General features: G+C 54.1%; 25 protein-coding genes, 2 tRNA genes and 2 pseudogenes. 23 read left to right on the top strand and 6 right to left on the bottom strand.

From position 1 onward, the window contains the following. Positions 1 to 110: 110 nt before the first annotated feature. From KVO92_RS04475 to KVO92_RS04420, 12 genes are all read left to right on the top strand, one after another. A complete protein-coding gene (locus tag KVO92_RS04475; protein ID WP_217474442.1) occupies positions 111 to 512 on the top strand; it encodes a PA2779 family protein in 402 nt (133 codons plus the stop codon). Then, complete coding sequence (locus KVO92_RS04470) at positions 509 to 1,459, top strand: PA2778 family cysteine peptidase (RefSeq protein WP_217475424.1); 951 nt, start codon at positions 509 to 511, stop codon at positions 1,457 to 1,459. The genes KVO92_RS04475 and KVO92_RS04470 overlap by 4 nt, the downstream gene beginning before the upstream one ends. 252 nt (positions 1,460 to 1,711) lie before the next feature. Next, a tRNA-Val gene (locus tag KVO92_RS04465) sits at positions 1,712 to 1,788 on the top strand. 225 nt (positions 1,789 to 2,013) lie between these two features. Beyond that, entirely contained in the window at positions 2,014 to 3,936 is a 1,923-nt protein-coding gene (gene thrS / locus KVO92_RS04460; RefSeq protein ID WP_217474441.1) for a threonine--tRNA ligase, read from the top strand. After that, positions 3,936 to 4,487 (top strand): translation initiation factor IF-3, encoded by a 552-nt coding sequence (infC, locus tag KVO92_RS04455; RefSeq protein ID WP_177493022.1) that lies wholly within the window; start codon positions 3,936 to 3,938, stop codon positions 4,485 to 4,487. The genes thrS and infC overlap by 1 nt, the downstream gene beginning before the upstream one ends. Before the next feature lie 62 nt (positions 4,488 to 4,549). Beyond that, a complete protein-coding gene (gene rpmI / locus KVO92_RS04450; protein WP_019339386.1) occupies positions 4,550 to 4,744 on the top strand; it encodes a 50S ribosomal protein L35 in 195 nt (64 codons plus the stop codon). 27 nt (positions 4,745 to 4,771) lie between these two features. Continuing rightward, entirely contained in the window at positions 4,772 to 5,128 is a 357-nt protein-coding gene (rplT, locus tag KVO92_RS04445) for a 50S ribosomal protein L20 (RefSeq protein ID WP_019339387.1), read from the top strand. A gap of 165 nt (positions 5,129 to 5,293) precedes the next feature. Continuing rightward, complete coding sequence (gene pheS, locus KVO92_RS04440; RefSeq protein WP_217474440.1) at positions 5,294 to 6,310, top strand: phenylalanine--tRNA ligase subunit alpha; 1,017 nt, start codon at positions 5,294 to 5,296, stop codon at positions 6,308 to 6,310. Positions 6,311 to 6,345: 35 nt separating this feature from the next. Next, positions 6,346 to 8,724, top strand: a complete 2,379-nt coding sequence (gene pheT, locus KVO92_RS04435; RefSeq protein ID WP_217474439.1) for a phenylalanine--tRNA ligase subunit beta — start codon at positions 6,346 to 6,348, stop codon at positions 8,722 to 8,724. Positions 8,725 to 8,727: 3 nt separating this feature from the next. Then, on the top strand, positions 8,728 to 9,030 hold the full coding sequence (gene ihfA, locus KVO92_RS04430; RefSeq protein ID WP_003282572.1) for an integration host factor subunit alpha: 303 nt from the start codon (positions 8,728 to 8,730) through the stop codon (positions 9,028 to 9,030). Beyond that, positions 9,011 to 9,367 carry a MerR family transcriptional regulator gene (locus KVO92_RS04425; RefSeq protein WP_025242142.1) on the top strand — a complete coding sequence of 119 codons (357 nt, stop codon included), beginning with the start codon at positions 9,011 to 9,013 and terminating at the stop codon, positions 9,365 to 9,367. Before ihfA ends, KVO92_RS04425 begins: the two co-directional genes overlap by 20 nt. Positions 9,368 to 9,448: 81 nt before the next feature. Beyond that, a tRNA-Pro gene (locus KVO92_RS04420) sits at positions 9,449 to 9,525 on the top strand. 93 nt (positions 9,526 to 9,618) lie between these two features. Here the strand turns inward: KVO92_RS04420 and KVO92_RS04415 are convergent. Continuing rightward, entirely contained in the window at positions 9,619 to 10,818 is a 1,200-nt protein-coding gene (locus KVO92_RS04415) for a tyrosine-type recombinase/integrase (RefSeq protein ID WP_013716018.1), read from the bottom strand. Positions 10,819 to 10,853: 35 nt separating this feature from the next. Here KVO92_RS04415 and KVO92_RS04410 point away from each other — a divergent pair, with 35 nt between their 5' ends. The 5 genes from KVO92_RS04410 to KVO92_RS04390 all read left to right on the top strand — a co-directional run bounded on the left by KVO92_RS04410 (position 10,854) and on the right by KVO92_RS04390 (position 16,241). Then, on the top strand, positions 10,854 to 11,015 hold the full coding sequence (locus tag KVO92_RS04410; protein ID WP_010791794.1) for a hypothetical protein: 162 nt from the start codon (positions 10,854 to 10,856) through the stop codon (positions 11,013 to 11,015). 367 nt (positions 11,016 to 11,382) lie between these two features. Beyond that, complete coding sequence (locus KVO92_RS04405; RefSeq protein WP_254621281.1) at positions 11,383 to 12,588, top strand: hypothetical protein; 1,206 nt, start codon at positions 11,383 to 11,385, stop codon at positions 12,586 to 12,588. 547 nt (positions 12,589 to 13,135) lie between these two features. Beyond that, entirely contained in the window at positions 13,136 to 14,509 is a 1,374-nt protein-coding gene (locus KVO92_RS04400; protein WP_217474438.1) for a hemolysin family protein, read from the top strand. After that, positions 14,506 to 15,522: a CNNM domain-containing protein gene (locus tag KVO92_RS04395; protein WP_217474437.1), complete on the top strand. Its 1,017-nt coding sequence runs from the start codon at positions 14,506 to 14,508 to the stop codon at positions 15,520 to 15,522. Before KVO92_RS04400 ends, KVO92_RS04395 begins: the two co-directional genes overlap by 4 nt. A gap of 182 nt (positions 15,523 to 15,704) precedes the next feature. Next, positions 15,705 to 16,241, top strand: coding sequence for a phosphatidylglycerophosphatase A family protein (locus KVO92_RS04390; RefSeq protein WP_254621280.1), 537 nt, complete (start codon positions 15,705 to 15,707; stop codon positions 16,239 to 16,241). Between the two features lie 115 nt (positions 16,242 to 16,356). Here KVO92_RS04390 and KVO92_RS04385 read toward each other — a convergent pair whose 3' ends face one another. Further along, positions 16,357 to 16,653: a helix-turn-helix domain-containing protein gene (locus KVO92_RS04385; protein WP_217474436.1), complete on the bottom strand. Its 297-nt coding sequence runs from the start codon at positions 16,651 to 16,653 to the stop codon at positions 16,357 to 16,359. Positions 16,654 to 16,993: 340 nt separating this feature from the next. Here KVO92_RS04385 and KVO92_RS04380 point away from each other — a divergent pair, with 340 nt between their 5' ends. Then, a complete protein-coding gene (locus KVO92_RS04380; protein ID WP_217474435.1) occupies positions 16,994 to 17,815 on the top strand; it encodes a type IV toxin-antitoxin system AbiEi family antitoxin domain-containing protein in 822 nt (273 codons plus the stop codon). Further along, positions 17,799 to 18,731 (top strand): nucleotidyl transferase AbiEii/AbiGii toxin family protein, encoded by a 933-nt coding sequence (locus KVO92_RS04375; protein ID WP_217474434.1) that lies wholly within the window; start codon positions 17,799 to 17,801, stop codon positions 18,729 to 18,731. Before KVO92_RS04380 ends, KVO92_RS04375 begins: the two co-directional genes overlap by 17 nt. A 349-nt stretch (positions 18,732 to 19,080) precedes the next feature. On the opposite strand, the pseudogene KVO92_RS04370 reads toward KVO92_RS04375, so the two are convergent. Beyond that, positions 19,081 to 19,290, bottom strand: a pseudogene (locus KVO92_RS04370) (DUF2274 domain-containing protein). A 567-nt stretch (positions 19,291 to 19,857) separates the two neighbouring features. On the opposite strand from KVO92_RS04370, the gene KVO92_RS04365 reads away from it, so the two are divergent. Genes KVO92_RS04365 through KVO92_RS04355 form a run of 3 tightly spaced genes read left to right on the top strand, consistent with a single transcriptional unit; the run spans position 19,858 to position 23,904 of the window. Next, complete coding sequence (locus KVO92_RS04365) at positions 19,858 to 21,042, top strand: nucleoid-associated protein (protein WP_217474433.1); 1,185 nt, start codon at positions 19,858 to 19,860, stop codon at positions 21,040 to 21,042. 32 nt (positions 21,043 to 21,074) lie between these two features. After that, positions 21,075 to 22,751 (top strand): AAA family ATPase, encoded by a 1,677-nt coding sequence (locus tag KVO92_RS04360; RefSeq protein WP_217474432.1) that lies wholly within the window; start codon positions 21,075 to 21,077, stop codon positions 22,749 to 22,751. Beyond that, positions 22,744 to 23,904: a hypothetical protein gene (locus tag KVO92_RS04355; protein ID WP_217474431.1), complete on the top strand. Its 1,161-nt coding sequence runs from the start codon at positions 22,744 to 22,746 to the stop codon at positions 23,902 to 23,904. Before KVO92_RS04360 ends, KVO92_RS04355 begins: the two co-directional genes overlap by 8 nt. 603 nt (positions 23,905 to 24,507) lie before the next feature. On the opposite strand, the gene KVO92_RS04350 is transcribed toward KVO92_RS04355, so the two are convergent. Next, a complete protein-coding gene (locus tag KVO92_RS04350; RefSeq protein WP_217474430.1) occupies positions 24,508 to 24,804 on the bottom strand; it encodes a helix-turn-helix domain-containing protein in 297 nt (98 codons plus the stop codon). Positions 24,805 to 25,081: 277 nt separating this feature from the next. On the opposite strand from KVO92_RS04350, the pseudogene KVO92_RS22590 reads away from it, so the two are divergent. Beyond that, positions 25,082 to 25,314: pseudogene (locus tag KVO92_RS22590) on the top strand (transcriptional regulator). A 113-nt stretch (positions 25,315 to 25,427) separates the two neighbouring features. Here KVO92_RS22590 and KVO92_RS04345 read toward each other — a convergent pair. Continuing rightward, positions 25,428 to 25,715 carry a HigA family addiction module antitoxin gene (locus tag KVO92_RS04345; RefSeq protein ID WP_003108490.1) on the bottom strand — a complete coding sequence of 96 codons (288 nt, stop codon included), beginning with the start codon at positions 25,713 to 25,715 and terminating at the stop codon, positions 25,428 to 25,430. A gap of 17 nt (positions 25,716 to 25,732) precedes the next feature. Continuing rightward, positions 25,733 to 26,011 carry a type II toxin-antitoxin system RelE/ParE family toxin gene (locus tag KVO92_RS04340; protein WP_143510944.1) on the bottom strand — a complete coding sequence of 93 codons (279 nt, stop codon included), beginning with the start codon at positions 26,009 to 26,011 and terminating at the stop codon, positions 25,733 to 25,735. Positions 26,012 to 26,020: the final 9 nt, after the last annotated feature.

Genomic DNA, 26,020 nt, shown 5'->3' with positions numbered 1-26,020 from the left:
GGCGAAACCTTGGTACGCAGGGGAACTGGCGTAACAGTGGCGCCGTCTTAGTTCTGACGGCCCGTCGCTAACTGCGCAGGCTACCGAACAAAAAGATAAGGAGTTCCGCCATGTTCAAATCTTCCGTCATGAAGCGTGTAGCCGCAGTAGTGGCAGCGATGCATTTCATGCTGTTCGCGCAGATCCCGATGGCCCAGGCGGCGATGATCGGTACGCCCGAAATCATTGCCGAACATCAGCAGCAAGTGGACCGTCAGCAACTGCTGACGATGCTTGAAGATCAGGATGTGCAGAAGAAGCTGGTTGCGATGGGAGTCGATCGTGACCAGGTCGAGCAGCGAATCAACAGTCTGACACCGGCGGAACTTGCCCAGTTCAATCAGCAGTTGGACCAGGCGCCTGCAGGTGCTGGCGCGGTGGGGATCATCGTGCTGTTTCTGGTGATCTTCATCATCACTGATCTGCTGTGCGCGACCAACATCTTCAACTTCGTTCACTGCATCAACCGTTGATTCGGCGACTGACGTTACTGCTCGCCTTGATCCTTCTCGGGGCGTGCGCGCGGACTCCGATCGTTCCGGTCGGTACCGCGGGCCTCCCCGAGCGGGTGGAGCTGAGCCAGGTGCCGTTCTATCCGCAGGAAGATTATCAGTGCGGGCCGGCGGCCTTGGCTACGATGCTGACCTATCGCGGCGTCGATACGGACCCTGAGCGACTGGTCAAGCGTGTCTACATCCCGCAGCGCAAGGGCAGTCTCCAGGTCGAAATGGTCGCGGCAGCACGTTCGCACGATCTGCTCGTGTATCCGCTGGAAGGGCGACTGGAGGCGATATTGTCCGAAGTGGCGGCGGGGAACCCGGTCCTGGTGCTGCAGAATCTGGCGTTCGACCGCTGGCCTCAATGGCACTTCGCGGTCGTTGTGGGATACGACCTGGCCGATCAAACGCTGGTGTTGCGATCCGGCACTACGCGTCGTTGGACCGGCAGTTTTCGGCAGTTCGAGCGAAGCTGGGCCAAGGGGAATCGCTGGGCCGTGGTCACTGTCGCCCCGGATCAACTGCCCCACACCGCGAAAGAGACGGTCTGGCTGCAAGCGGCGAGCGATCTCGAGCAAACCGGTCGCCAGGCGGCCGCCATAAAGGCTTACGAAACCGCCGCACAGCACTGGTCCAGCGGTTTGTCGTGGTTCGCACTAGCCAATGCGCTTTATGCGCAAGGCGATAAGGGGGCGGCGGAGCAGGCATTGCGGAAGAGTGTTCGGCGTGACGGCTCGTTCGCGGCGAGCTGGTTCAACCTGTCGCAGGTGCTCGCGGAGCGCGGTTGCCGATCCGAGTCGTTGGCTGCGCAAGCATGCGCGCGACAGCTTGCTCCGGCGGACAAGCGATTCCAGGCGCGTCTGCCTACGCCGAGCGGAACGGCCGATGCGTGCGAAGCCGTTCCGTTATGCCCTGCGCGGTAGCTATACGTAGGGGCATTCGCTCAAGCTGGCTGGAGTAGGACGCGCCGATACTCAGTGGTGCGCCGAATTAGCTCGATTGAAAGCGCTTGATATGCAGCCTGACAAAACGCTCTAAAGCGTATCTCGATTGAATGGTGATGCTTTGAGCGCCGCCATGGCAGCGTCTCGCTCCAAAAAATACAAATATTCAGTGGCTTAGCGAAAAAAGCGCTTGACTCTATCCAGCGAGTCTCTAGAATGCGCGTCCATCGGAGGCACATAGCTCAGTTGGTTAGAGCACCACCTTGACATGGTGGGGGTCGTTGGTTCGAATCCAATTGTGCCTACCAATTCCGAGAAAAGGGTCGCGCTAGCGACCCTTTTTTTATGCGTCGCTTGTCAGTCTGGGTGCTTTCTGAAAGCATCCGCTGCTTAACTTTCCAGAGACTTCGGCTCGCCTGGATCAGCCTTCGGGCTCCCGCCACTGTGCGGCGGGGCATTCGGCGGACCGCTTTCCTGGCTCATCCCAACCCACGTGGCCTTTGGTAGGGGTCACCACTAGGAGAGGAGGCGCCATGCCCACCATTACTCTTCCCGACGGCAGTCAGCGTTCGTTCGATCATCCGGTTTCGGTCGCCGAGGTTGCGCAATCCATTGGTGCAGGCCTTGCAAAGGCTACGCTCGCAGGCAAGGTCAACGGCCGTCTGGTCGATGCGTGCGACCTGATCGACAGCGATTCGACCCTGCAGATCATTACGCCGAAGGACGAAGAGGGGTTGGAGATCATTCGCCACTCCTGCGCTCACCTGGTTGGGCATGCGGTCAAGCAGCTCTATCCGACCGCCAAGATGGTAATCGGGCCGGTAATTTCGGAAGGTTTTTATTACGACATCGCTTTCGAGCGCCCCTTTACGCCTGAAGATATGGCGGCAATCGAGCAGCGCATGAAAGAGCTGATCGATACCGAGTACGACGTGATCAAAAAAATCACGCCGCGCGCCGAGGTAATTGATGTGTTCCGCGCGCGTGGTGAGGACTACAAGCTGCGGCTGGTCGAGGACATGCCTGACGAGCAGGCCATGGGCCTGTACTACCACGAAGAATACGTCGACATGTGCCGTGGCCCGCATGTGCCCAACACCCGCTTTCTCAAGTCGTTCAAGCTGACCAAGCTCTCAGGCGCCTACTGGCGTGGCGATGCGAAGAACGAGCAGCTTCAGCGCGTCTATGGCACGGCCTGGGCCGACAAGAAGCAGCTGGCAGCCTATATCCAGCGCATCGAAGAAGCAGAAAAGCGTGACCATCGCAAGATTGGCAAGCGCCTGGATCTGTTTCATACCCAGGAAGAGGCACCTGGAATGGTGTTCTGGCACCCCAATGGTTGGACCATCTATCAGGTCCTCGAGCAATACATGCGCGGCGTGCAGCGGGCCAATGGGTACCAGGAGATCAAGACGCCTCAAGTCGTCGACCGCAGCCTGTGGGAGAGGTCCGGGCACTGGGGTAACTACGCCGAGAACATGTTCACGACCGAGTCGGAAAGTCGCGACTATGCGATCAAGCCGATGAACTGCCCGTGCCATGTCCAGGTATTCAACCAGGGCCTCAAGAGCTATCGCGAATTGCCGATGCGTCTGGCCGAGTTCGGTTCCTGTCATCGCAACGAGCCGTCTGGTGCATTGCACGGAATCATGCGGGTCCGTGGCTTCACCCAGGACGATGCGCACATCTTCTGTACGGAGGAGCAGGTCAGTGCCGAGGCGGCAGACTTCATCAAGCTGACCATGCAGGTATACGCCGACTTCGGTTTCAGTGAGATCAAGCTGAAGCTGTCTACCCGCCCGGAAAAACGTGTCGGTGACGACGCATTTTGGGATCGTGCCGAAGCGGCACTTGCCGGTGCATTGAACGAGGCGGGCCTGCCGTGGGAGTACCTGCCGGGCGAGGGTGCGTTTTACGGTCCGAAGATCGAATTCACGCTGCTTGACTGCCTCGGGCGCTCCTGGCAATGCGGCACCTTGCAGTACGATCCGAACATGCCTCAGCGCCTGGATGCGAGCTACGTCGCGGAAGACAATAGCCGTAAGACGCCAGTCATGCTCCATCGGGCAATTCTGGGGTCGTTCGAGCGCTTTATCGGGATTCTGATCGAGCACTACGAAGGCGCTTTCCCTGCCTGGTTGGCTCCAACTCAAGCTGTGGTGATGAATATCACCGATAAGCAGGCCGATTTCGCACTGGAAGTGGAGAATACGCTTAACCAAAGCGGCTTCCGTGCCAAGTCTGACTTGAGAAACGAAAAGATCGGCTTTAAAATCCGCGAGCATACCTTGCTCAAGGTTCCCTATCTTCTGGTTATCGGAGACAGGGAAGTAGAGACACGAGCCGTTGCTGTGCGCACCCGCGAAGGCGTTGATCTGGGCTCCATGCCCTTGGATGACTTCGCGCAGCTGCTGGCACAAGCGGTTTCCCGGCGTGGTCGCCAAGAATTGGAGTAATGACTATTAAGCGTGAAATGAGACAGGATAAACGAGCTGCACCCAAGGCCCCGATCAACGAGAATATCTCGGCTCGTGAGGTCCGTTTGATTGGTGCTGATGGCGAGCAGGTTGGCATCGTCTCGATTGATGAAGCGCTTCGTATAGCTGAAGAAGCCAAGTTGGATCTGGTGGAAATTTCCGCCGATGCGGTTCCGCCCGTTTGCCGGATCATGGATTACGGCAAACACCTGTTCGAGAAGAAGAAGCAGGTTGCTGCGGCGAAGAAGAACCAGAAGCAGATCCAGGTTAAAGAAGTAAAGTTTCGTCCAGGGACGGAAGAGGGTGACTACCAGGTCAAGCTACGCAACCTGGTGCGTTTCCTGAGTGACGGGGACAGGGCCAAGGTATCGTTGAGATTCCGCGGTCGTGAGATGGCCCATCAGGAGCTGGGGATGGAATTGTTGAAGCGGGTCGAGGCTGACCTGGCTGAATACGGTTCGGTCGAACAGCATCCAAAGATGGAAGGACGCCAACTGATCATGGTCATCGCTCCCAAGAAGAAAAAGTAACCTCCAGGGCACTGGCAGGCCTTGCGGTTATTTGAAATCACCCACACTGTGGAGTATCGAACATGCCAAAGATGAAGACTAAAAGTGGCGCTGCGAAGCGCTTCAAAAAGACGGCGAATGGCTACAAGCACAAGCACGCTTTCAAGAGCCACATCCTGACCAAAATGTCTACCAAGCGTAAGCGTCAGCTGCGTGGTACATCTCTGATGCACCCGTCTGACAACGCAAAAGTAGAGCGCATGCTGCGCGTTCGTTAATTCGGTCAAGACTCAGAGGAATAACTCATGGCTCGTGTTAAGCGTGGCGTCGTCGCTCGTCGCCGTCACAAGAAAATTCTGAAACTCGCTAAAGGCTATTACGGCGCTCGTTCGCGCGTGTTCCGTGTTGCCAAGCAGGCGGTGATCAAGGCTGGCCAATATGCCTACCGTGACCGTCGTCAGCGCAAGCGTCAGTTCCGCGCTCTTTGGATCGCTCGTATCAATGCTGGTGCTCGTGTAAACGGTCTGTCTTACAGCCGTTTCATCGCTGGCCTGAAAAAAGCGGCTATCGAGATCGACCGTAAGGTTCTGGCCGAACTGGCAGTGAACGAAAAAGCAGCTTTTGCTGCGATTGTCGAAAAAGCCAAAGCTTCTCTGGCCTAAGCCCATCGACAATCGAATCTTCGGATTCGTAGCGTCACCGATAGGGGAAGAGCCTTGGGCTCTTCCCCTATTTCGTATCTGAAGGGGCATTTGCAAAAGTGCACCTCGCGTAAAGCCTGCGCTGATCGCCTGGTGCGGTTCTGCAAGAACCTCTGGAGGTTGTACATGGAAAACCTGGATGCACTGGTCTCGCAAGCGCTTGAGGCGGTGCAACATAGTCAAGACATCACCGCCCTGGAGCAGATCCGGGTCCAGTATCTCGGCAAGAAGGGCGAGCTGACTCAGGTCATGCAGACCCTGGGCAAGCTGTCCGCGGAGGAGCGCCCGAAAGCCGGCGCGCTGATCAACGCAGCCAAGAGCCGTGTTCAGGATGAACTGAACGCCAAAAAGGCAGACCTTGAACAAGCGGCGCTGAGCACCAAGCTCGCTGCCGAGCGCATCGACGTGACACTACCCGGTCGGGGAGAGACCTCCGGTGGGCTGCATCCGGTAACGCGTACGCTGGAGCGGGTCGAGCAGTTCTTCAGTCATATTGGTTACAGCGTTGCCGAGGGGCCGGAGGTCGAGGACGACTACCACAACTTCGAAGCGCTCAATATTCCCGGCCATCATCCCGCCCGGGCGATGCACGACACCTTCTATTTCAACGCCAACATGCTGTTGCGTACGCACACCTCGCCGGTGCAGGTGCGCACCATGGAGTCGCAGCAGCCGCCTATCCGCATCGTTTGTCCTGGTCGTGTGTATCGTTGCGATTCGGACATAACCCATTCGCCCATGTTCCATCAGGTGGAAGGCCTGCTGGTGGACGAGGGCATCAGCTTTGCGGATCTCAAGGGCACGATCGAGCAATTCCTACGTGTGTTCTTCGAGAAACCGCTGGGTGTTCGATTCCGTCCATCATTCTTCCCATTCACCGAGCCGTCCGCTGAGGTGGACATGCAGTGTGTCATGTGCAGCGGCAATGGCTGCCGCGTCTGCAAGCAGACCGGTTGGCTGGAGGTGATGGGTTGCGGGATGGTGCATCCGAACGTGCTACGCATGTCCGGCATCGACCCGGAAAAATATCAAGGCTTCGCTTTCGGCATGGGGGCTGAACGGCTGGCCATGTTGCGATATGGCGTCAACGATTTACGCCTGTTCTTTGATAACGACCTGAGGTTCCTGGCGCAATTTCGCTAGGTCCAGAGTCCAGTCAAGCTATTTAGGAGAGCAGGATGAAATTCAGCGAACAGTGGTTGCGTACGTGGGTCAATCCGCAGGTTTCCCGTGAGGACCTGGTCGCGCGATTGTCGATGGTAGGTCTCGAGGTCGATGCGGTCACGCCCGTAGCGGGTGAGTTCTCTGGCGTTGTGGTAGGCGAGGTGCTGAGCACCGAGCAGCATCCGGACGCGGACAAGCTGCGCGTCTGTCAGGTCAGCAATGGCAGCGATACCTTTCAGGTGGTCTGTGGTGCGCCCAACGTGCGCCAAGGTTTGAAGATTCCGTTTGCCCAGATCGGCGCGCGATTGCCGGGTGATTTCAAGATCAAGAAGGCGAAGCTTCGGGGCGTCGAGTCCAATGGCATGCTCTGCTCTGAAACCGAACTGCAGATCGGTGCTGACGATAGCGGCTTGATGGAATTGGCCAGTGATGCTCCGGTTGGCTTCGATCTTCGTGCTTACCTCGGGCTGGACGATGCGAGCATCGAGATCGGCTTGACACCGAATCGTGGCGATTGCCTTTCTGTCGCCGGGTTGGCTCGCGAAGTCGGAGCGATGTATGGCGCAGCGGTCACCGGCGTCGAGATAGCTCCCGTCGCGCCGAGCCATGACGAGGTGCGCCCCGTTGAGGTGCTCGAGCCGAAAGCCTGCCCGCGTTATCTCGGGCGCGTGATTCGCAACGTCGACCTGTCGCGGCCCACTCCATTGTGGATGGTCGAGCGGTTGCGTCGCTCCGATATCCGCAGCATTGATGCGGTGGTGGACGTCACCAACTATGTGATGCTCGAACTCGGCCAGCCGTTGCACGCCTTCGATCTTTCCGAAATCAAGGGCGGAATCAGGGTTCGGATGGCGGCTGATCAGGAGAAGCTGGTACTGCTCGATGGGCAGGAGGTGACCCTGCGCAGCGATACGTTGGTCATCGCCGACCATGAGCGCGCGCTTGCAATTGCGGGCGTGATGGGCGGGGAACACAGCGGTGTCAGTGCCACGACGCAGGATCTGTTCCTGGAGAGCGCCTTCTTCGACACCATTGCGCTTGCCGGTAAGGCGCGTTCGTATGGTCTGCACACCGATGCCTCGCATCGGTATGAACGGGGAGTAGACGCGCAGCTCGCGCGTCGCGCCATGGAGCGTGCAACTGCGCTGTTGATGGAGATCGTCGGAGGTAGTGCCGGTCCCGTGATCGAGGCTGTCAGCGAGGCAGATCTTCCTCGTGTCACTCCGATCCTGCTGCGTAAGGACCGCATCGAACAAATGCTGGGCTTGGATATGCCGCGCGATCAGGTCGTTGCGCTGCTGTCCGCCTTGGGATTGGATGTGGTTGAGTTGGATGAAGGGGCGTGGGAAGTCAGTGTGCCCAGCCATCGATTCGACATCACGCTCGAGATCGATCTGATTGAAGAGTTGGGTCGTCTATATGGCTATGACCGTCTGCCGGTCCGTTATCCGCAGGCGCGACTGGCGCCTGAAGCCCGTCCCGAGGCGCGTGCAGAGTTGCCGGCATTGCGTCGGCTGCTGGTTGCTCGCGGTTATCAAGAAGCAATCACGTACAGCTTCATCGATCCCAAGCTGTTCGAGCTCTTCAGTCCGGGCGTCGAGCCACTGCAACTGGCCAATCCGATCTCCTCGGATATGGCGGCCATGCGTTCAACGCTTTGGCCAGGGTTGATCAAGGCCCTGCAGTACAATCTGAATCGTCAACAAACGCGGGTACGTCTGTTCGAAAGCGGTTTGCGCTTTGTCGGTCAGCTTGGTGAGCTGCAGCAGGAGCCGATGCTGGCGGGTGTTATCACGGGTAGTCGGCTGCCGGAGGGCTGGGGCAACGATCGGGCTGCGGCGGATTTCTACGATTTGAAGGCCGATGTCGAAGCCTTGCTCGGGTACGCGGGCGACGCTGTCACCTATGGTTTCGCTGCTGCCGAACACCCGGCGCTGCATCCTGGACAGACTGCACGCATCGAGCGTGACGGCCGTCTGGTAGGGTATATCGGCAGTCTTCACCCGGAACTGGCGGCTACGCTGGGTATCGATCAGCCAGTTTACCTGTTCGAATTGCTGGTCTCCGAGATCAGCGAAGGGCGCCTGCCGCGTTTCGCTGAGCTATCCCGCTTCCCCGAGGTGCGGCGCGATCTGGCTGTTCTGGTGGCGCGTGAGGTATCGGCGGGCGATGTTTTGCAGTGTATTCGCGACGCGGCTGGTGCCAACCTGACAGACCTCAAGCTATTTGATGTTTATCAAGGTAAAGGTATTGATCCGCTTAGCAAAAGTGTGGCAGTCGGCTTGACCTGGCAACACCCTTCGCGCACTCTAAACGACGACGAGGTGAGTGGTGCGATGCAGCAAATCCTCTCCTCCCTGGAAGAAAGGTTTAATGCCACGTTAAGGAAATAGCGTATGGGGGCTCTGACGAAAGCTGAAATGGCGGAACGTCTATATGAAGAGCTAGGCTTGAATAAGCGCGAGGCCAAGGAACTGGTCGAGCTGTTTTTCGAGGAAATCCGCCAGGCGCTGGAGCATAACGAGCAGGTGAAATTGTCCGGTTTCGGCAATTTCGACCTGCGTGACAAGCGCCAGCGTCCCGGACGAAATCCGAAAACCGGCGAGGAAATTCCGATCACGGCACGGCGTGTGGTGACGTTCCGGCCAGGGCAAAAACTTAAAGCCAGAGTCGAAGCCTATGCTGGAACCAAGTCATAACGACGAGTTGCCGACAATCCCGGGTAAGCGCTATTTCACCATCGGTGAGGTGAGTGAGTTATGCGCGGTTAAACCCCATGTGCTGCGCTACTGGGAGCAGGAGTTTCCGCAGCTGAACCCCGTGAAGCGTCGCGGCAACCGCCGCTACTATCAGCGGCAGGATGTATTGATGATCAGGCAGATCCGGTCGTTGCTATATGAGCAAGGCTTCACCATCGGCGGTGCTCGACAGCGCATGTCAGGTGATGAAGCCCGCGAGGACACTACTCAGTATAAGCAGCTGATCAGGCAGATGATCACGGAGCTTGAAGATGTACTTCAAGTACTCAAAAACTAAGCGGCATGAATAAAAAACTTTCACCTATTCAGATGCTTAGTGTATAGTTCGATCCGCTTTCAGCAGAGCTGGAAGCACTGTCGGGGCGTAGCGCAGCCTGGTAGCGCACTTGCATGGGGTGCAAGGGGTCGAGTGTTCGAATCACTCCGTCCCGACCAAAAAACCCTAGAAAATCCAGTCACTTAGCGGTGACTGGATTTTTTTATGGGCGCTTCACGCGTAGAAGCGTAGGGACTTTTGCGGGACTTTTTTCATCCTGCCATTCTCCTCAAAATTGTCAGGGCCGGACCGCGCGAGTCGGTAGCCGAAATCCTGTTGGCTTCATCGATCAGTTTGCCCAACTCGGCGGCTGAGTAGTGACTGGTGATGCTACCGTTCTTGTGCCCCAGCAGAGCCTTCCTGTCTTCCTCCGTTACCCCGGCTGCCCGAAGTCTTCGGCCGAAGGTGTGCTTCAGATCGTGAACGCGGATCGAAGCAAATCCAGCTGGGGCAGGGCGCATAAAACGCTCCTGGAACTTCTTCGCTGCTCTGACCCTGGCTTTCTTCCATGCCGAATCGTTCATTCGGTGAACGGGAGTTGCCTTGCCGTTTCGATCGGGTTGTCCGTAAGGAAATACCCAAACCGGATCAAGTCCACGCTGTCCCTCGATGACCGACTTGGCTACGTTGTTGAGCACAACGAGGCGCTCGTCGCCGTTCTTGACCCCGGAGCTCTCATGTCGGCCACCAAAATCCGCCGGTATGAGAAACACGCTGGTGTTGAGCTCAGGAATCGGTATCTCCCAATCCCAGCGCAGCTTCACAACCTCCTGTTCGCGTGAGCCGCTGTTGACCTTGTACAGGGCCATGCGGCGCAAATGGTCAGGCAGTTCGGCGAAGAGAATCGACTGCTCTTCCCAGGACATCGGGTAGGGCATGCGTCTGGTTTTCTTCTCTTCCAGCTTGGTGATCATCGGCACTACGTCGAGCCAGGGACGCTTCTGCTCATCACGCCATTTTCGGGCGCACAGGTTCAGAATGCGTATGACGCGCTCCAGGGCGATGTTCACCGTGCGGTGTGAGACGCCAGGCTTCAACTTTCCATCGCTGGTTCTGCTGCTCTTGAGTCGATCCCTTATGTAGGGAGCCAGGGTCTCATCGTCGACATGAGTCAGAGGCTGGTCGCCAATATACGGATCCAACTGCTCCAGATAGATGGCCGTGAGGCCTATCGACGGCTGATCCTTGTACTCGATCAGGTAACGCGTAGCGGCTTCCCGCCAGGTTCTGATCGTGCGGACGCCATAGATCTTCTGTTCCCGGAGCTTTTCCAGCTTGTGTATCAGGTACTGCTCTGCCTCCTTCCTATCGCTTGATCCAGTGCTTTCCTGAATTCGCTGACCTCTGAAGACCTTGTCGATGTGCCAGATCCCGTTCCTTTGGTAGAGGCCGCTAATGGTTTTTCGCGCCATGTTTTTTCTCCTTGGCGCTCGCTGCGGGAGTGATCATGTCCCTTGGCACCTTCCTTTTCAATGATGGCCCGGTCGATGTAGGCGTCTGCCCAGGCATCCAGCTCTTGCCGATCAAAGCCGATGCCTTGCACTCCAATGCGGAATTCCCGCACGTAAGGCCGGACGGTTTTGTTGAATTCTGTGCGGCACATGCCTAGGTAGGCGGGGGCCGCACTTGCTCGCAGGATTCGGGGTGGGCAGGTGATCAAGCGTGCGGCTATCTGTTCAGATGATGCGGGCATGAATGTCGCCTCCTTGTTGGCCCTGATCCGTGCTGCAGATGCTGTCCGCTGCTCGCTGGGCGAACAACGTGGTGGAGGGGGCTGCGGAGGGTTTGGTACAACAACCGTTTTGGCTCGGTTTGACCTGATGGATCGTGGCGTATGGCCTGTCGTTGGCTGGTACGGTGATATCAGGCTTAAGGATTGATGCGTGTCTCCCGAAGAGGTATCCCAGCAACCTAGTTCCAGTCCTGGTGGCCCAGTCAGTCGTGAGGAGATGTACGCAGAGGTGTGGCGGCTTCCCATGACCAAGATCGCGGATCACCACCGTGTTTCTTCCAGCTTCTTGGCGCGCGTGTGTGCCCGCATGAATGTCCCGCGGCCGCCGCGTGGGCATTGGGTAAAGCTGGAGAATGGAATATCGAGTCCTCAGCCATCCTTGCCTGATGCTGGGCCTGGTGACCTTCAGGTATGGCGCAGGGGAGATGCTCTTGGTGCTGTTTCTCGACCGGTACCGAAGGCACCTGCACCGCGCAAAATCAAACCCGAACAGCTCCGCATATCGCGATCAAGTCAGCATCCTGTTGTCGTGGGGGCGTATGAGGTCTTTGAGCAGGGGCGCGTCATCGACCAAGGATTCCTCAAGCCAGGTAGGCAGCGCCTGGTGGATGTCGTGGTGACCAAGCCTCAGCTTGAGCCTGCCCTGACGCTGGCGAATCAGCTGTTTCTCAAGCTGGAGGCCGCCGGCCATCGCGTGATGTTTGCACCGAGTGACCGAACCTATGCCCGGGCCTCGTTTGATGAACATGAGCACCCACCCAAGAAGCCAAGGCACCGGCATCCGGCGTTGTGGTCACCATCCAAGCCCACAGTGGTTTTCGTCGGGACGGTTGCCATTGGACTGACGTTGTTTGAGATGACTGAGGAACTGGAGGCCCGCTACATCGATGGCAAGTACATCCCCACCTCCAAGATACCGTCGCAGCAAATGCGCCGCTTGAGCTCAACCTGGAACTGGTCGACTCGGATGGACTTTGCGACCGGCCGCCTATGTATAAGGGCGTTCTCGCCATATCCGTGGACTGATTGGTCTCAGAGTTGGAGGGAGGCCAAGCAAGGCCCGCTACGTGGCCAGCTTGATGAGATCGTGCAGCAACTCACAGACGCCGCGCCTGTAGTTGCCCGATTGGTAGAGGAGGCCGAGGAGCAGGCCAGAATTCGGCAGCAGGAGGGGATGGAACAGATTCGCCGGCGTGAGGAGAGAGAGCGGATTCGACTGCAAAACGAAGCAAGGGAGCAGGCGAGGACTGATTTGTTGAGTGCCATCAAGCATTGGGATGACATAAAGCGGATCCAGGCCTTTTTCAGTGATGCGGAGAGCTCTGTATCGAATCTGCCCATCGCCGAGCGATGCATTGCTATGGACAAGCTCGCTCAAGCGCGTGAGCTTATTGGCGAACTGGATCCGCTACAGGCGCTGCTGGAATGGAAGGGGCCTCAAGAGCGCTGAGCTTGGTTCTTTCCTAATTTCCGTGTACCCACGCCCCTGTTGGTCATGTAAGCCAGTCGATCGAGGGGAACGTGCCTCTATTGAGCATTCGCATGAAAACCGTCAAGCGTCAGGACTAACACCATTCAGCTGCATGCAAAACTGACAGGTTTTCGCATAGTTCGCCACTAGGGGTGGCAGTTCGAGCGTGCGTCTACTATTCGGCCGGTAGCCGCCAGCGGCGGAGGACGTAATCGACCAAAAGCAGTCATACCATTTCCTCATAAAATAGAGGCGCTTTGGGCGGGTTAGGTACGAACGGCATGGTTATATCGGGTGCCCGATCTCGCTTTCGCATTTGTATTCAAATGTTAGGAATTCGTTTCACGGTGCTAGAAACCACCATCTACGCGCCTTTGTAAGCATTTTCTGCACTGATCATCAAAGTGGCCTGTGGCTAGGGAAGGAATATAATGGAGGCCCTTTGTCACTTCGGATCCATTGTGGACACATCAAGCCCCAGCGGTTGTAGACGCTCTTCTGAAACAAAAAATGATGAGGTGATGCGGTGATCGAACCGACCCTCACTCTCCTGTTCGGTACCCTCGTTATCCTGGCGATCATTGCGGCAAACGGCTACTTCGTCGCCCAGGAATTCGCCTACATGGCCGTCGACCGTACGCGGCTTGCCGTATTGGCTGCCGACGGTGATGCCTCCGCCAAGCGCGCGCTTGAAGTGACGAAGCGAACCAGCTTCATGCTGTCGGGTGCCCAGTTGGGCATCACCGTGACAGGTCTGCTGGTCGGTTTCGTGGCTGAGCCATTGGTTGGTCAGTCGCTCGGTGTTCTGCTGGGCGGGGTAGGCATTCCGGCAGAGGTTGGCGTAACCGTCGGTACGCTGCTTGCCTTGGTGGTTGCCACGATTATCCAGATGATTTTTGGCGAGCTCTATCCGAAGAACCTGGCAATCGCCAATGCCGACCCTCTGGCCAGAGGTCTTGCCCGCTCGACTCTGATTTACCTGACGGTATTCGGTTGGTTGATCGGCTTTTTCGACAAGTCCGCCAACCTGTTCCTGCGCCTGCTGCGTATCGAGCCTGTCCATGATCTGGATGTAAGCGTCTCGGCTGATGACCTGCCGCGCATCATCTCTGACTCGCGTGACAGCGGAGACCTTCCTGTAGAGCTCTCGCTGATGCTGGATCGCATTCTTGACTTCCCCCAGCAGGACGTCGAACACGCCATGATTCCGCGGTCGCAGGTTGACTGGCTCACGCCTGAGACGACGTTGCTCAAACTGCGCGAACTCATGGCCAGGGGTCATACCCGCTACCCGGTCATCCACGAGGACACCCCTGTCGGCGTCGTTCACCTCACGGATGTCCTGTTACGACTATTAGCAGGGGATACTGAAGATACTGTTGAGTCGGTGATGAGACCGGCCACTGTCATTCCTACCCTGATGGCGCTGCCGGATGCTCTTGCTGAATTGATTCAGACCAACAACCAACTTGCCTGCGTCATCGATGAATACGGCAGCTTCGTCGGCGTATTGACTCTTGAGGATCTCGCGGAGGAAATCGTCGGCGAAATTACCGATGAGCATGACGAAGATAATGCCGACCCGCTCATACCGGGCGGTGACGGCATCTGGATCATGGATGGCGATGTGCACCTGGACGAAGTCGAACGTGCGCTCGGCTATGACCTGCCTCATGAAGAGGTTGAAACCATCGCTGGTTTGTTGATCGCGGAGCTGGGTGCTTTGCCCGCCGAAGGCGACATCGTGACGATAACCTTGCCTGAGGATCCCTCGGAGCTGGTTTCCGATCTGCCCGTGGAGCGTCAGCTAGTGATCGAAGTGCTGCGGGTTGAACGCTATGTGCCGACCCAGGTACGTGTCACGCTTGTCGAGACGATTAAGCAGGAGGAAGCGCAATGAATGATCCTCTGATCGTCACGTTGGTGACCATGGCCCTCATCGTGCTCAGCGCAATCTTCGTCATCATCGAGTTCGCGTTGCTCGGTGCGCGCCGTCACCGTCTCGAAGAGCTGGCTCCGACCAGCAGTTCTGCACGCGCCGCGTTGCGCGGCATGAACGACCTGACCCTGATGCTGGCTGGTGCTCAGCTGGGCATCACGTTCTGTACCTTCGCATTGGGCGCCGTGACCAAGCCTGCTGTCGACAACTGGCTCGGCCCGCTGCTGATCGTCTGGGGCGTGCCCGAGTGGGCGGCGGGAGGTGCTTCCTTTGCGCTCGCGCTCTTCGTGGTGACCTTCCTGCACCTGGTGGTTGGCGAGATGGCACCGAAATCCTGGGCGATTGCACACCCGGAACGTTCGGCACTGGCCGTGGGGCTCATATCACGCGCTTACATCTGGCCATTGCGCCCCCTGATGAAGTGGGTCAACCGGATTGCGAACCGTCTGGTCACGGCGTCCGGTGTCGAGCCTGTCGAGAGCGCTGCGGTGGGCGGGCAGGATATCGCCACCATTCGTAGACTCGTCGAGCACTCAGCTGAGGTCGGAACGCTTCAGCCTGGCCTTCAGCAGCAGATTTCCAGCCTTATTGATCTCGGCACCCTGCCGATCGAGGAGCTGGTAACGAGTGACGCCATCCCGGTCCACGTCAAGTTTGAAGCGTCCGTAGCGGATGTACGTGCCATCGCTGCTCAGTCAGGCCATCTGCGTATCCTGATTCTCGGCGCCGGCGACAAGCTGCCTCTGGTCGTTCATCTGCGTGACACTCTGCTTGAGCCTGATACGCGTCCTGCGCGGGAAATCGCCCGCCAGGTTTTCGTTCTGGACGCTAAAACGCCGGTCTATGAGTCCCTGGCGCTCATGCGTAAGTCGAGCGTTCAGCTTGCCGTGGTCATGCAAGACGGGCAGTTGAAAGGGGTGGTAACGCTCGCCGACATACTGGAGCGCATATTGCCTCTTGCGACCGCCTCCTAGCCGGCTTCCCTGTCAGCCAGGTGTTCATGTGATCAGGCGTGTACTGACAGAGCTTGCCGTTGCTGAGGCCTGATGCATCAACACCTTCTGGCTTGTTGTTCTTCCAGCTCAGGAGGGTTAGCTACCTCTGGCTAACCCTCCTGCAGCCTGTTCCAGATGTATGAGATGGATCTGCGATTTCGATGATAGAAACCTTGGTGGTGCAGGTAGCAACGGGGTTCGGTCTCGGCGAGCTACCGTTCATGCCCGGAACCTTCGGATCGTTGCTTGGTTTGCCTCTGGCCTGGTGGTTATTGGGTCATCCTCCGAGGCGCCAGGCTTTCATCGCGGTGATACTGCTGGCACTGGCTGTGCCGCTCTGCCATTGGGCTTCGCTGTGGTTAGGGGGCGGGGATGTTCCACAGATCGTTGCAGACGAGTACCTAGTATTTCCGGTCTCGATGATCGGGCTTGCTTCAATCCGCCGGCCCTGGATGTTCCTGACAGCGTTCGCACTATTTCGCTTGTTCGATGCCCTCAAATTACCGCCGCTGAATCTTCTTGAAGCTGTCGGCGGTGGGGTAGGTATCGTGCTCGACGATCTAATGGCGGCTTTTTACACCTGGATCGTGATCGCGGTTGCTATTCGTTTACGGCAGTGGTTCTGTAAAAAAAGGCGGCCATATGAGCTCAAAGAGAACTCATCGAACCCGTTCATATCCATGTTCAGGTGGCGGTAGGTTCAAGCCTGGCGCCACCACTGTGGATGATAGGCACAGTAGATGCCCTATCTGCTGGCGATCAGCTTTCCGACCGGTGTACCTGCGAGCAATACCTCTTCGGTGTTGATTGATCTCATTGGCGTCCCCGGGTACGTCCTGTTTGTTTGATTTCTTCAAGCGAGACAGGTCGCTCATGCTTGAACAGCTCAGCGATTTGGCGTTTGGCAGCAAGTGCTGTAGCGATGAGCGCCAGAGCATCAAGGCTGACCTGACCATTGGACTCGAACCGCTTAATGGTCGATTCGGAAATACCCGTCCTCTTCGCCAAGGATTTGCGGGGGAGGTTCTTTGCGAGTCGCATTTCTCGGGCGTTAGTGTCGATCTTTTGGGGAAGTTCGCGGGAAGTGAGCAAGGAGTGGATCTGGATCAAAAGTGAGCCTCATTTAATGGACCATTTATGATCCAATATCCCTCGTTTAGGCTTTTAGTGGTTCAAATATGATCCATTATTTTCCATGGCCTAGATTGATCTGGGGCCGAGAGTCGCCATGCCCTGATCTTCATACTCAAGCACGTGAACGTGTTGGCGAGCTGGATCCGCTACAGGCCTTGCTGGAATGGAAGGGGCCTAGGGAGCGCCTATAGCAATGTTCAAGAGTTCCTTGTGTGGGTTTATAAAAACTAAATTTTGCTCACTAATGGTGAGTATTTTTTGGTTTCTATAAACCATCTTCTTGCTTTAGGTTTATAAAAGCTCTATTTTGCTCACTATGAGTGTGCAAAAGTCTAAAAAATTAAACTCCTTGCTTGCAGGGCTCGGCGACAGCGACCTGGTATCCAGTAGCTGGTTGAAGGCTCATGGCTACAGCAGCAACCTGGTAGCGCGATATATCGCGAGCGGCTGGCTGGAATCGCCTGCGCGTGGAATCTATCAACGACGAGGCGGACGTCTCACCTGGGCTGCTGTAGTGCACGCGCTGCAGGAAGTAGAGCGATTACCGCTGCATGTTGGCGGGCGTTTTGCCTTGGCTTGGCATGGGCACGAGCACTACCTGCGGTTGGGCGAGCGTGAGAGGGTCACTCTATATGGCCCTGGAAGCCTCCCAGCCTGGGTGGAAAAGCTTCCCTTGAAGGCTGAGGTGGTGCTGTGCGGCAAAAGCCCATTCAATCTGTCGGCATTGTCATTCAAGGCCGACACGGATGACGAAGCCTTAAGGGATCTTGGGCTCGAGTGGGTTGATGCTGATGGCGACCGCGGCCGCATCGTCGTCGCAACACCTGAGCGCGCAATCCTCGAGCTGTGTGATGGCGTGTCAGACGCGTCGCTCGTTTATGAAGTGGATGCGCTGATGCAGGGCGCGGACACCTTTCGTCCCCAGAGGGTAAGTATGCTGCTGCGACATTGCACCAGCATAAAAGCCAAGCGCTTGTTCCTAGCCCTCGCAGAACGCCACCAGCACGCCTGGGTGGATCATCTCTCGTTGGACGGCGTCTATCTCGGGAAGGGGAAGCGTTGTCTGGTTCCCGGTGGTCGCTTGAACCCAACCTACCAAATAACCTTGCCGGCGGATCTTGATGAGCACCTGGGATAAGCGCTACACCGACCGAGTGCAGTTGTTGGTGGAAATTTTGCCGACCTTGGCGAAAGAAACACGATTTGCCCTCAAAGGAGGGACGGCGATCAACCTGTTCGAGCATGACTTGCCCAGGTTGTCTGTGGATATCGATCTGACTTGGTTGCCGATGCAGGACTATGCGCAGGATGCTGGTCAGATCTCCGATGCATTAGAACGTCTGGGAAGGGCACTTGGCTCTGCGCCATTAAGGCTACAGGTACAAACATCGGCGCCAGAGAGAGGTGGCTTCATAAACAGACTGATAGTGAGTCGTGGACGAGCCCGAGTCCAAATAGAAACGACTCCGGTGATGCGCGGTTCCGTGCATCCGGTACGGACAATGGTTGTCCAGCCGCAGGTCCAGGAGGCCTTTGGCTTTGCCTCGATCCAGGTGCTCGACTTTGCGGATCTATATGCGGGGAAAATGGCAGCAGCATTGTCGAGGCAGCATCCGCGCGACCTGTTTGATATCGGTTTGCTTCTGGCCGATCCGCGTACAGATGAGCGACTTTGGCGAACCTTCCTGATCTACATGACCTGTAGCCCGAAACCTGCCTGGGAGATGCTGGTTCCCAATGAACCCAAGGATTTCGAGGCGATATACCAGACTCACTTTCGTGGTATGACTGCAGCACCTGTCAGCTCAGAGATACTGCTGGAGCACCGCGCCAGGCTTCTTCGACAAATTTCAGAGTGGCTTACCCCGCAGTCGAGAGCATTTCTGGAGTCTGTCGAGATGGAGAATCCAGATTTTGACTTGATCAACTTGCCACAGGCAGCAGAGCTACCTGCGGTAAAACGGAAACTGCAGAATCTTGCTTCACGATCAGCTGCGAAGCGGGCTTCCGACCATTCTCAGTTGCAAGCGGCCTTCGAGATGTTCAAACGTTGATAGTGTCTGCAGGCTACCCAGGCTTGGCAGTCGGCGCCGGCACTTTAAATTCCGTAAATCTGGATAAGCGGCATTAAAGTGCCTTTATTTCTCCATAAATACACAGAATCGGCAACTTAGTGCCGATTTTGCTTCGTAATATCGAGAGCCACAGTTTCCACATGGTGCATGTCAAGAATTCCTTTAGCTTGGCTCTGTTCCCTGGATATTCTTGATTGAGACAGGAAAATCTTAAGTTTTGGCGGTTCAGCTGATTTTTTCTTAATTCATTCAGGTCAATTTCGTCCGAATGCCTTTGGGGCGAAGGCCCGTGATCTCATTTGTTACCAGCCTCTTCGGAGGCAAGGGCTTAACGGGCAGCCAGCCAAGGTAAATCGATTCGGTTGTCAGCACGTTTTACCAAGTCTCCTGAATACCGATCCCTCACCATGAACGCCTCCAGCATGTACGGAACGAGCGTCAGGGCGTCGACCTCTTCACCTTAGGTCTTTGAGTGCAGTGCCGCGTAGCGCTTGAGGTCAGCCTTCAGGCTGGCCGGACAGGTGAAGGTCAGCTTCATGTTCTAGGTTTTCGTCAGTGGGCCGAGACGTAGTTTGGTCGTGCTCATTGTAGGCTCTCTGTTCAACGTCTGCGAAATTGCACTCATCTGACCAGGCAATTGCATTGATGTTGACCACCCGCTTGCATCCGACTTGACCAGCGGGCGGCAGAGACGCGGAGGCAGAGACCGCCCCATTGCTGCCGGTAGCAATAGGCAGCAACCGGCCAGAAACGGCCATTCGATCAACGCGCTTTCAGGTCTATCAAGCACGTGGCGCGTCACCGTTGAGCACCTTAACTAGAACGCGTTCCTACCGATTGATACACGACCATCAACTTACAGTGTCTGGCAGGTGACAAATGAGCTGAGCAGTACTGCGGAGCCAACCCATACTGGCTCTGAGTCGCCTGCAGGCTGCCAAACGCTATATGAAGAACCCACAAGGCTGTGGAGCAGGCATTGGCGTGATAGTGGCAAGAGGCTATTCTCGCGTCGAGACGACCATCATAAGCTTCTGCTTGATGCCTCTCTTTCATTTCCAGCGCCTAGGCCTACATTTAGAAGATTTTTTAAAAGGAATTTATTATGAATATGCCTGAAGAAAAAATAATCTCTAAAGATTCTGCTCAGTCATCTCTGCACCAGATGATCGTATTGAATGCGATTACGGCAGATCTATTTAAAGCTCAGAACGGAGGATTGACATATTACGATGCGAAGATAGGAAAAAACTGGGATCTCAAAAAAAATACCGCATTGGATTTTGTTAAAGTAATCGAGAGAAAGTTTGCGAAAAATAACAAGTTTCATGGCTATTTCTCTCCCAAGAACCAGCACATGGCTCCAGTAGTTCTGCAGGAGTTCGTAGATGGAAAGATCCGCTTCGAGCAACTGGTTAAGGCGTTTGTTGATAATGCCTGTGATGAGGCTAACTTACCAACTCGTGGGACTTTGACTTTGGGGCACTTGGTAATGGTTCATTACAAAACTCAGAATGACGCTGATGATGTCGGTAGATTTCTAGCTGTGCTTGTGGGCAAGCAAGATGGATTCGATTTCGACTCTGATCTCCAACCAGTTGATCTAACAAGTATTAATACTAGCGAGCTTCGCCACGCTGCAATGTTTGACTTGACCCTATTCAAAGAGACCTTTCCCAAGAATGACGGAGATGCATATCTAAAGTTTATTACTGGAAAATCGAAAAGTGCATTTCTGAAAGACGCCTTCGGGTGTTCCGATCACATACCTAATCGAGATAGTGTGGAGCAAGTGCGTGCCGCCGTATTGGATTTCTTAAATGATCCATCTATCCCAGAGTCGCGGCGTCTAAAGATCGTAGATGGTGTGACTATGCATCTTGTGGTTGCCGCTAAAAGAAATATCTCTGTCTCCATTCAGGATGTTCAGAAAGTAATAAATGACTCTCTACCTTTGGGGTCAAATAAGATTGATGGTTTTAGTGCTTTTGTAAATGATGGTGGCTATACGATTAGTGAAAGATTTCAGCCGACCCGTATAAGTGCACAGCTTTTACAGAACGTGGAGATTACTGATCCTCAAGTTGGCTTTAAATGCAGTATTAATCTTCAGTCTATTAGTTATGCTGACGCTGAAGATAGAAAAATCATAACGGTAGATGAAGACCTTACAAGTATCAACATACCTCTCACTCCGCAGGCGCGAGAGGTCATTAAGAAGATACTCGGTGGAAAGGGAGAATTAGATCAGCAGCGAACAGATACGGTCGACACTGCCTCTGGTCAATAAAGGGAAGTAAATAGACGAGATAGGCCAGCAATATGAGATTGGTTCATATTTATATAGGTGAACATAAGGGTGTTCGGGATCTAAATGTTTCCCTAGGTGGGGAAACGGTGTTTCATGTTGACGGTCAGGCTCTTAGTGTTGAGCATAGGGTTGACACATCCAGATATTACAATGGGTATCACTGTTCTGCGATTATTGGGGCTAATGGGGTTGGGAAAAGCACGATTCTGGACTTTCTAGAGTCTGTGTACTTTCCAATAGACTCCAGCGGAGTTCTTATTTTCTTGGACGAAAATTCAAGAATTCACGTTTGTCAAGTCAACTACCATATACTCCATTGCTCTGTACAGTTCGAAAGGCATGATGATTATGAGGTTTTTGCGAAACTCTTTAAGACTGTCTTGGTTAAAATAAATAATGTATCTGCCGCTCAGTCTAGATTAGGATACGGAAGGAAACATAACCACTCTCTGATTCAAGAGAGATCCTTAGAGCACTACACCACGGGTGCTAGTCGAAAGAAAATGTACTTTGACAACTTGCTTGATTACCTAAGGTGGAATCAATCGAGCAGAAATGTTGTTCAGGATGTTGGTTTTGAATTCAGATTTCAAAACTCATTTAAGCGCATGGCATCTTTGGTTAGATCTGACGTGTACTATCCTGGTCGCCGGGTGGAGCTGGAGAATGCCTACAACACTATTCAGAAGAGTAGAAAGCTACTGAGTCCAAGTAGTCAAAAGGATATATTTGAGCTTCTGGTGGCAGCGCTATCTACATCAATTATCGTTGAGCTTGCAGCAAGCTCAGGCGCTGCGCGCCCAGAAGTTCTGGCTGTGCTGCAGTTGCACTTCATCAGTGCGCTTGCTGTCGGGGATTTAAATTTTCGTCGCAGTATTTCACAGTCACTAGAAGCTCTAAGATACGACGAAAACTGGGACGTATTTGTTAAAGACAAGCAAGGCAATAGCTTTAAGTCTGTTAATTCAATAGACGTTGACATTAATAGAATGCAAGCACTTTACTCTGAATATTTAGAGGTCCTTCGCGACATCTCAGAAACCTTAGCTTCAGGTCGTCGTATATCCATCGATGAAAGCGGCTCTTTGATTGTTTTGGTAGATCAATTTTCTTTTGCTAGTAAAGTGGTTTATTTGTCGACAAGGCTTCCGAGAAATATCCTTTCAAATATAAATTGGGGGTGGAGGGGGATTAGTACAGGGGAAATGGCTTACACCCATCTTTTCTCCGAGACATATAATTGCGCAAAGAAATCAAGAAAAGCAAACTATATAATAGTAATTGATGAGGCCGATCTTTATCTGCACCCTGAGTGGCAACGGGGCTTTCTTGACTCCTATCTTGGGTTGCTAGATAGGTTGGATTGGAAAGGCGCGCTGCCACAGATAATCATCACTACCCACTCTCCTATTATTGTAAGCGATTTTTTACCTCAAGATATTGTGTCATTAGTAAAAGACGCTGGCGGCAAGGTTGAGATTAAAGAGTCGCTTGGCTTTGGAACCAATATTACAAACTTGTTTATTGATGGAATGCACCTTACTGCCACGGTCGGCGAGCACTCGAGGAAAGCCATCGTCTCGCTTGTAGAAAAATCCGAATCCCAAACATTAAGCTCCTTGGATAAGGCGCTAATTAAAGGGATGGGCAACAAGTTTGTCAGGGAGTACCTTTTGCAGAATGATTAAGTTCGAATTCCTGCCTAGCGCCGACCTTAAGGCCAAGTACGATCTTCGAGTTGTTTCGAAGGCTCAGCAGAAAATGAATGCATATATTCATGCACTTCCAATAGAGCATCAAGCTAGATTTAGCTATTTTGATGACGCCAAAATAAATGAGATTCTAAATTGCCTGCCAGGCGATATCCTTGGTCATATATATGATATTTATGGAAGGTTTCCAGAGCTAGCGGATAGATATTGGCCGGCATACTTCATAAAAGATACGCCCATCCCGGCGGATGTCGATAAATATGGCGCTCAAACACGTGAAGAGAAGGCTGTTTTAGATGAGCTATCGGAGCAGGCTATCGCTTATTTAGAGCCCATTGCTGCGCCGGAGTTGACTTACATAAGCCATTTGTTGATGTCGCTTAAAGGGGCTGTAACTTATTCCGCTAAAAGAGAAATTCTGGCGAATATAGTTAAGGCTGCGCGGGGAGAAAATATAGCGACAGAAAAATTTAAGAAGATCTTTGATGATTGGATTAACAGTTTTGAGGATGTCTTTAGCTACTCAGCGCTATCCTTAGACATTGGTCATGACATAACTGATGAATGGAAAATACATGTTTGCTTGTATTGCAATGATGAACCTATACAGACAAAAGGGAGTCGCGTGAGATTTAGAACAGATCTCGATCATTTCTATCCAAGAACTAAATTTCCATTCTTGGCTGTGACACTATCTAACTTGGTTCCGGCTGGCAAGACTTGCAATCAATCCTATAAAGGAAATAAGGATATGATTGAGTATGAGCATCCTTTTGTCAGGGGCGTCGGTCAGTCCCGTGTATTTCATCTAAACACTCCATTTGGCAAGATAATCACAGAGGAAAATTTCTCCGTTAGTGTTGTGGAGCAGGGTGGAAAATTAGATTTGAATTTGTCCGAATTCGAGATTGCCCATAACTACGAAAATAGTGATGAAATTAAGACTTGGGTAGCTGATGCGGCGGGTACGGTCGAGCTAATTGTTGGGTGCAATAGTCCGCAGGTGAAAGCTGCGTTGTTGAGAGGCTTAATAAAAGCTGACAAACCATCTCATCGTGAGCGGCACAAGAAATTCAAGGCTGATTCAATTAATCAGTTTGCTGGCAAAGAGATTGTCTCGTTCTTCTAAGAGAGAATCGCCAAGACGGATCTTAGCTCAGCAGGGTAAAAATTTCATATAGAACGATATCTACTCTAGCATGATGCTTTTACTTGTCTCGCTTGAGTATATCGGCAAGTGCTTTTCGCAAATAACAGCATCGTAATGGCAGTTGGCAACTCCTGCACCCACTCAATCCAATGGATCACTTGGCTTTGTTTTTGCATTCGATTCTTGAAGGCTTGGCAAAGAAGATGCATGCCTGGTTTCTTTGTAAGAATTGCGGCGAAGATTGTCTTGTAGTCCTCGAAGTTCCAACTCTCAAAGTTGTTCAAAGACTCTGTATAGAGTTTCTGCCTGGAAAATCTATTGCTACAGTGCGGCTGCGTTGACTTCTTTGCGGACGGCCGCTTCTGGCCGGTTGCTGCCTGTCGCGACCGGCAGCTTGGGGGCGACTTCGGCCGCTCGTCACTACAGCGTATATTGGTCAAGCCGCATGCAATCGGGTGGTCAATACGAATGCAATTGCCTGGTAAGCTGGAATGCATTCGGTGGTCAAGTCAGTGCTATTTCGCAACGTCCGTGACGCCGACCGGTGTGGCTGCGAGCAATACCTACAAGTATTGATGGATTTCACCGGCGCCCCCGGGTGCGTCCTGTTTTTTTGATTTCTTCAAGCGAGACAGGTCGTTCATGCTTGAACAGCTCAGCGATTTGGCGTGTGGCACCAAGTGCTGTCGCGATGAGGACCAGAGCATCAAGGGTGATTTGACCATTGGACTCGAACCGCTTAATGGTCGATTCGGAAATACCCGCCATCTTCGCCAAGGACTTGCGGGAGAGGTTCTGTGCGAGTCGCGCTTCTCGAGCGTTGGCACCGACCTTCTGGGCCAGTTCGCCTGGAGCGAGCAGAGAATGGGTAAGGGCCAAGGTAAGACCTTATTTAATGGTTCACTTATGGGCCATTATGCGCCATAAAGTACTTTAATGGTTCAAGTATGACCTTTTGTATTTTGCTGGCCTGGATTGCTCTAGGCGGAGATCGCATGCCCTGATCTTCATGCGTGAGCGGATTGCGTTGTCATAAGTCTGAGCTAGGCATCAATCTGATGAATGCATCGATTCTTGGATTTATTAGCTCGCTGTATTTGATTTCTGCTGGTTCGGTATACGCTACATTCAGCCCAGTTTGTCTCGTATACGGAACATGGGCTACTCCCTAATCACACTTCGACTTGGAGAGCAGCTTCGGCAGCGCCGTCTGAATCGTGGGTTGACGCAGGCAGCGCTCGCTTCCCTTGCGGTATCGCCATCGAGAAGGGCGACCTCTCGGTGGGGATGATTGCCTATGCGCGAGTACTGGCCGCCCTCGACTCTGAACTCAATGTGGTGCCGGCAGCCATGCCCACTCTGGACGAAATCCATGGAGTATTCGACTGATGACTGCCGTGCTGCAGGTTGCAACGCCTGAAGGTGCCTGTGGGAGGATTCTTACCAGTGGCACTGACTACCTGTTCCGCTACCACGAGGACGCCAAGGCTCAGGCTACGGAACTAAGCAATCGCAGCAAAGCGCTCGATGTGCGGCTGTTCGCGATGCCTGGCTTGCCAAAGGTCGTAGTCGGCTTGCACTCCGAGCCAGGTGCGAGCTTTGCCGATGCCGGCCAACTCTAGGCGAACAGCCAAATCCGGACTGACAGGCGCATGGCCGTGCAAGATGCGAGACAGGGATTCCCGCGCAAAACCAAGGCGGCGGGCAAGTTCGGCAATGCTGATGCCCAGTTCGGGGAGCACGTCCTCAAGCAGGGTTTCACCAGGATGCGGTGGGTTGAACATGGTCATGGATAACCCCCTCCTGTTTAGTGATAGTCAAGGTAGTCGACGAGCTCGATGTCGCTACCCACGAATCGAAAGATCACTCGCCAATTTCCATTGACGGTGAGTGACCAGAACTCTTCCAGTTCCCCTTTGAGGGGATGTAGCCGCCAACCGGGGATGTCGAGGTCGGCGGGTTCATTGGCTCTATCCATAAAACTCAGCATTCGGCTCAGGCGCTTTGCGTGGTCGGCCCGGATGCCTTTGGTTGAGCCAGATTCAAAGAAAATGCGTAGACCTTTGTGCCGGAAGCTTACGATCATGGTAATAAG

This window comes from Stutzerimonas stutzeri, from assembly GCF_019090095.1.
In the GTDB taxonomy this organism is placed as follows: Bacteria; Pseudomonadota; Gammaproteobacteria; order Pseudomonadales; family Pseudomonadaceae; genus Stutzerimonas; species Stutzerimonas stutzeri_AN.
The sequence above is the reverse complement of the archived record's forward strand: the minus strand, read 5'-3'. Positions and strand labels throughout refer to the sequence as shown.

What these genes read in the sequence shown, in the direction of transcription:
- thrS (WP_217474441.1), top strand. Translation starts at nt 2,014, where the DNA reads ATGCCCACCATTACTCTTCCCGACGGCAGTCAGCGTTCGTTCGATCAT.
- KVO92_RS04345 (WP_003108490.1), bottom strand. Translation starts at nt 25,715, where the DNA reads ATGACCATGTTCAACCCACCGCATCCTGGTGAAACCCTGCTTGAGGAC.
- KVO92_RS04355 (WP_217474431.1), top strand. Translation starts at nt 22,744, where the DNA reads ATGATTAAGTTCGAATTCCTGCCTAGCGCCGACCTTAAGGCCAAGTAC.
- rplT (WP_019339387.1), top strand. Translation starts at nt 4,772, where the DNA reads ATGGCTCGTGTTAAGCGTGGCGTCGTCGCTCGTCGCCGTCACAAGAAA.
- pheS (WP_217474440.1), top strand. Translation starts at nt 5,294, where the DNA reads ATGGAAAACCTGGATGCACTGGTCTCGCAAGCGCTTGAGGCGGTGCAA.
- KVO92_RS04390 (WP_254621280.1), top strand. Translation starts at nt 15,705, where the DNA reads ATGATAGAAACCTTGGTGGTGCAGGTAGCAACGGGGTTCGGTCTCGGC.
- KVO92_RS04475 (WP_217474442.1), top strand. Translation starts at nt 111, where the DNA reads ATGTTCAAATCTTCCGTCATGAAGCGTGTAGCCGCAGTAGTGGCAGCG.
- KVO92_RS04410 (WP_010791794.1), top strand. Translation starts at nt 10,854, where the DNA reads ATGTCCCTTGGCACCTTCCTTTTCAATGATGGCCCGGTCGATGTAGGC.
- rpmI (WP_019339386.1), top strand. Translation starts at nt 4,550, where the DNA reads ATGCCAAAGATGAAGACTAAAAGTGGCGCTGCGAAGCGCTTCAAAAAG.
- KVO92_RS04375 (WP_217474434.1), top strand. Translation starts at nt 17,799, where the DNA reads ATGAGCACCTGGGATAAGCGCTACACCGACCGAGTGCAGTTGTTGGTG.
- KVO92_RS04365 (WP_217474433.1), top strand. Translation starts at nt 19,858, where the DNA reads ATGAATATGCCTGAAGAAAAAATAATCTCTAAAGATTCTGCTCAGTCA.
- ihfA (WP_003282572.1), top strand. Translation starts at nt 8,728, where the DNA reads ATGGGGGCTCTGACGAAAGCTGAAATGGCGGAACGTCTATATGAAGAG.
- KVO92_RS04425 (WP_025242142.1), top strand. Translation starts at nt 9,011, where the DNA reads ATGCTGGAACCAAGTCATAACGACGAGTTGCCGACAATCCCGGGTAAG.
- KVO92_RS04360 (WP_217474432.1), top strand. Translation starts at nt 21,075, where the DNA reads ATGAGATTGGTTCATATTTATATAGGTGAACATAAGGGTGTTCGGGAT.
- KVO92_RS04380 (WP_217474435.1), top strand. Translation starts at nt 16,994, where the DNA reads ATGAGTGTGCAAAAGTCTAAAAAATTAAACTCCTTGCTTGCAGGGCTC.
- KVO92_RS04340 (WP_143510944.1), bottom strand. Translation starts at nt 26,011, where the DNA reads ATGATCGTAAGCTTCCGGCACAAAGGTCTACGCATTTTCTTTGAATCT.
- pheT (WP_217474439.1), top strand. Translation starts at nt 6,346, where the DNA reads ATGAAATTCAGCGAACAGTGGTTGCGTACGTGGGTCAATCCGCAGGTT.
- KVO92_RS04395 (WP_217474437.1), top strand. Translation starts at nt 14,506, where the DNA reads ATGAATGATCCTCTGATCGTCACGTTGGTGACCATGGCCCTCATCGTG.
- infC (WP_177493022.1), top strand. Translation starts at nt 3,936, where the DNA reads ATGACTATTAAGCGTGAAATGAGACAGGATAAACGAGCTGCACCCAAG.
- KVO92_RS04415 (WP_013716018.1), bottom strand. Translation starts at nt 10,818, where the DNA reads ATGGCGCGAAAAACCATTAGCGGCCTCTACCAAAGGAACGGGATCTGG.
- KVO92_RS04405 (WP_254621281.1), top strand. Translation starts at nt 11,383, where the DNA reads ATGACCAAGATCGCGGATCACCACCGTGTTTCTTCCAGCTTCTTGGCG.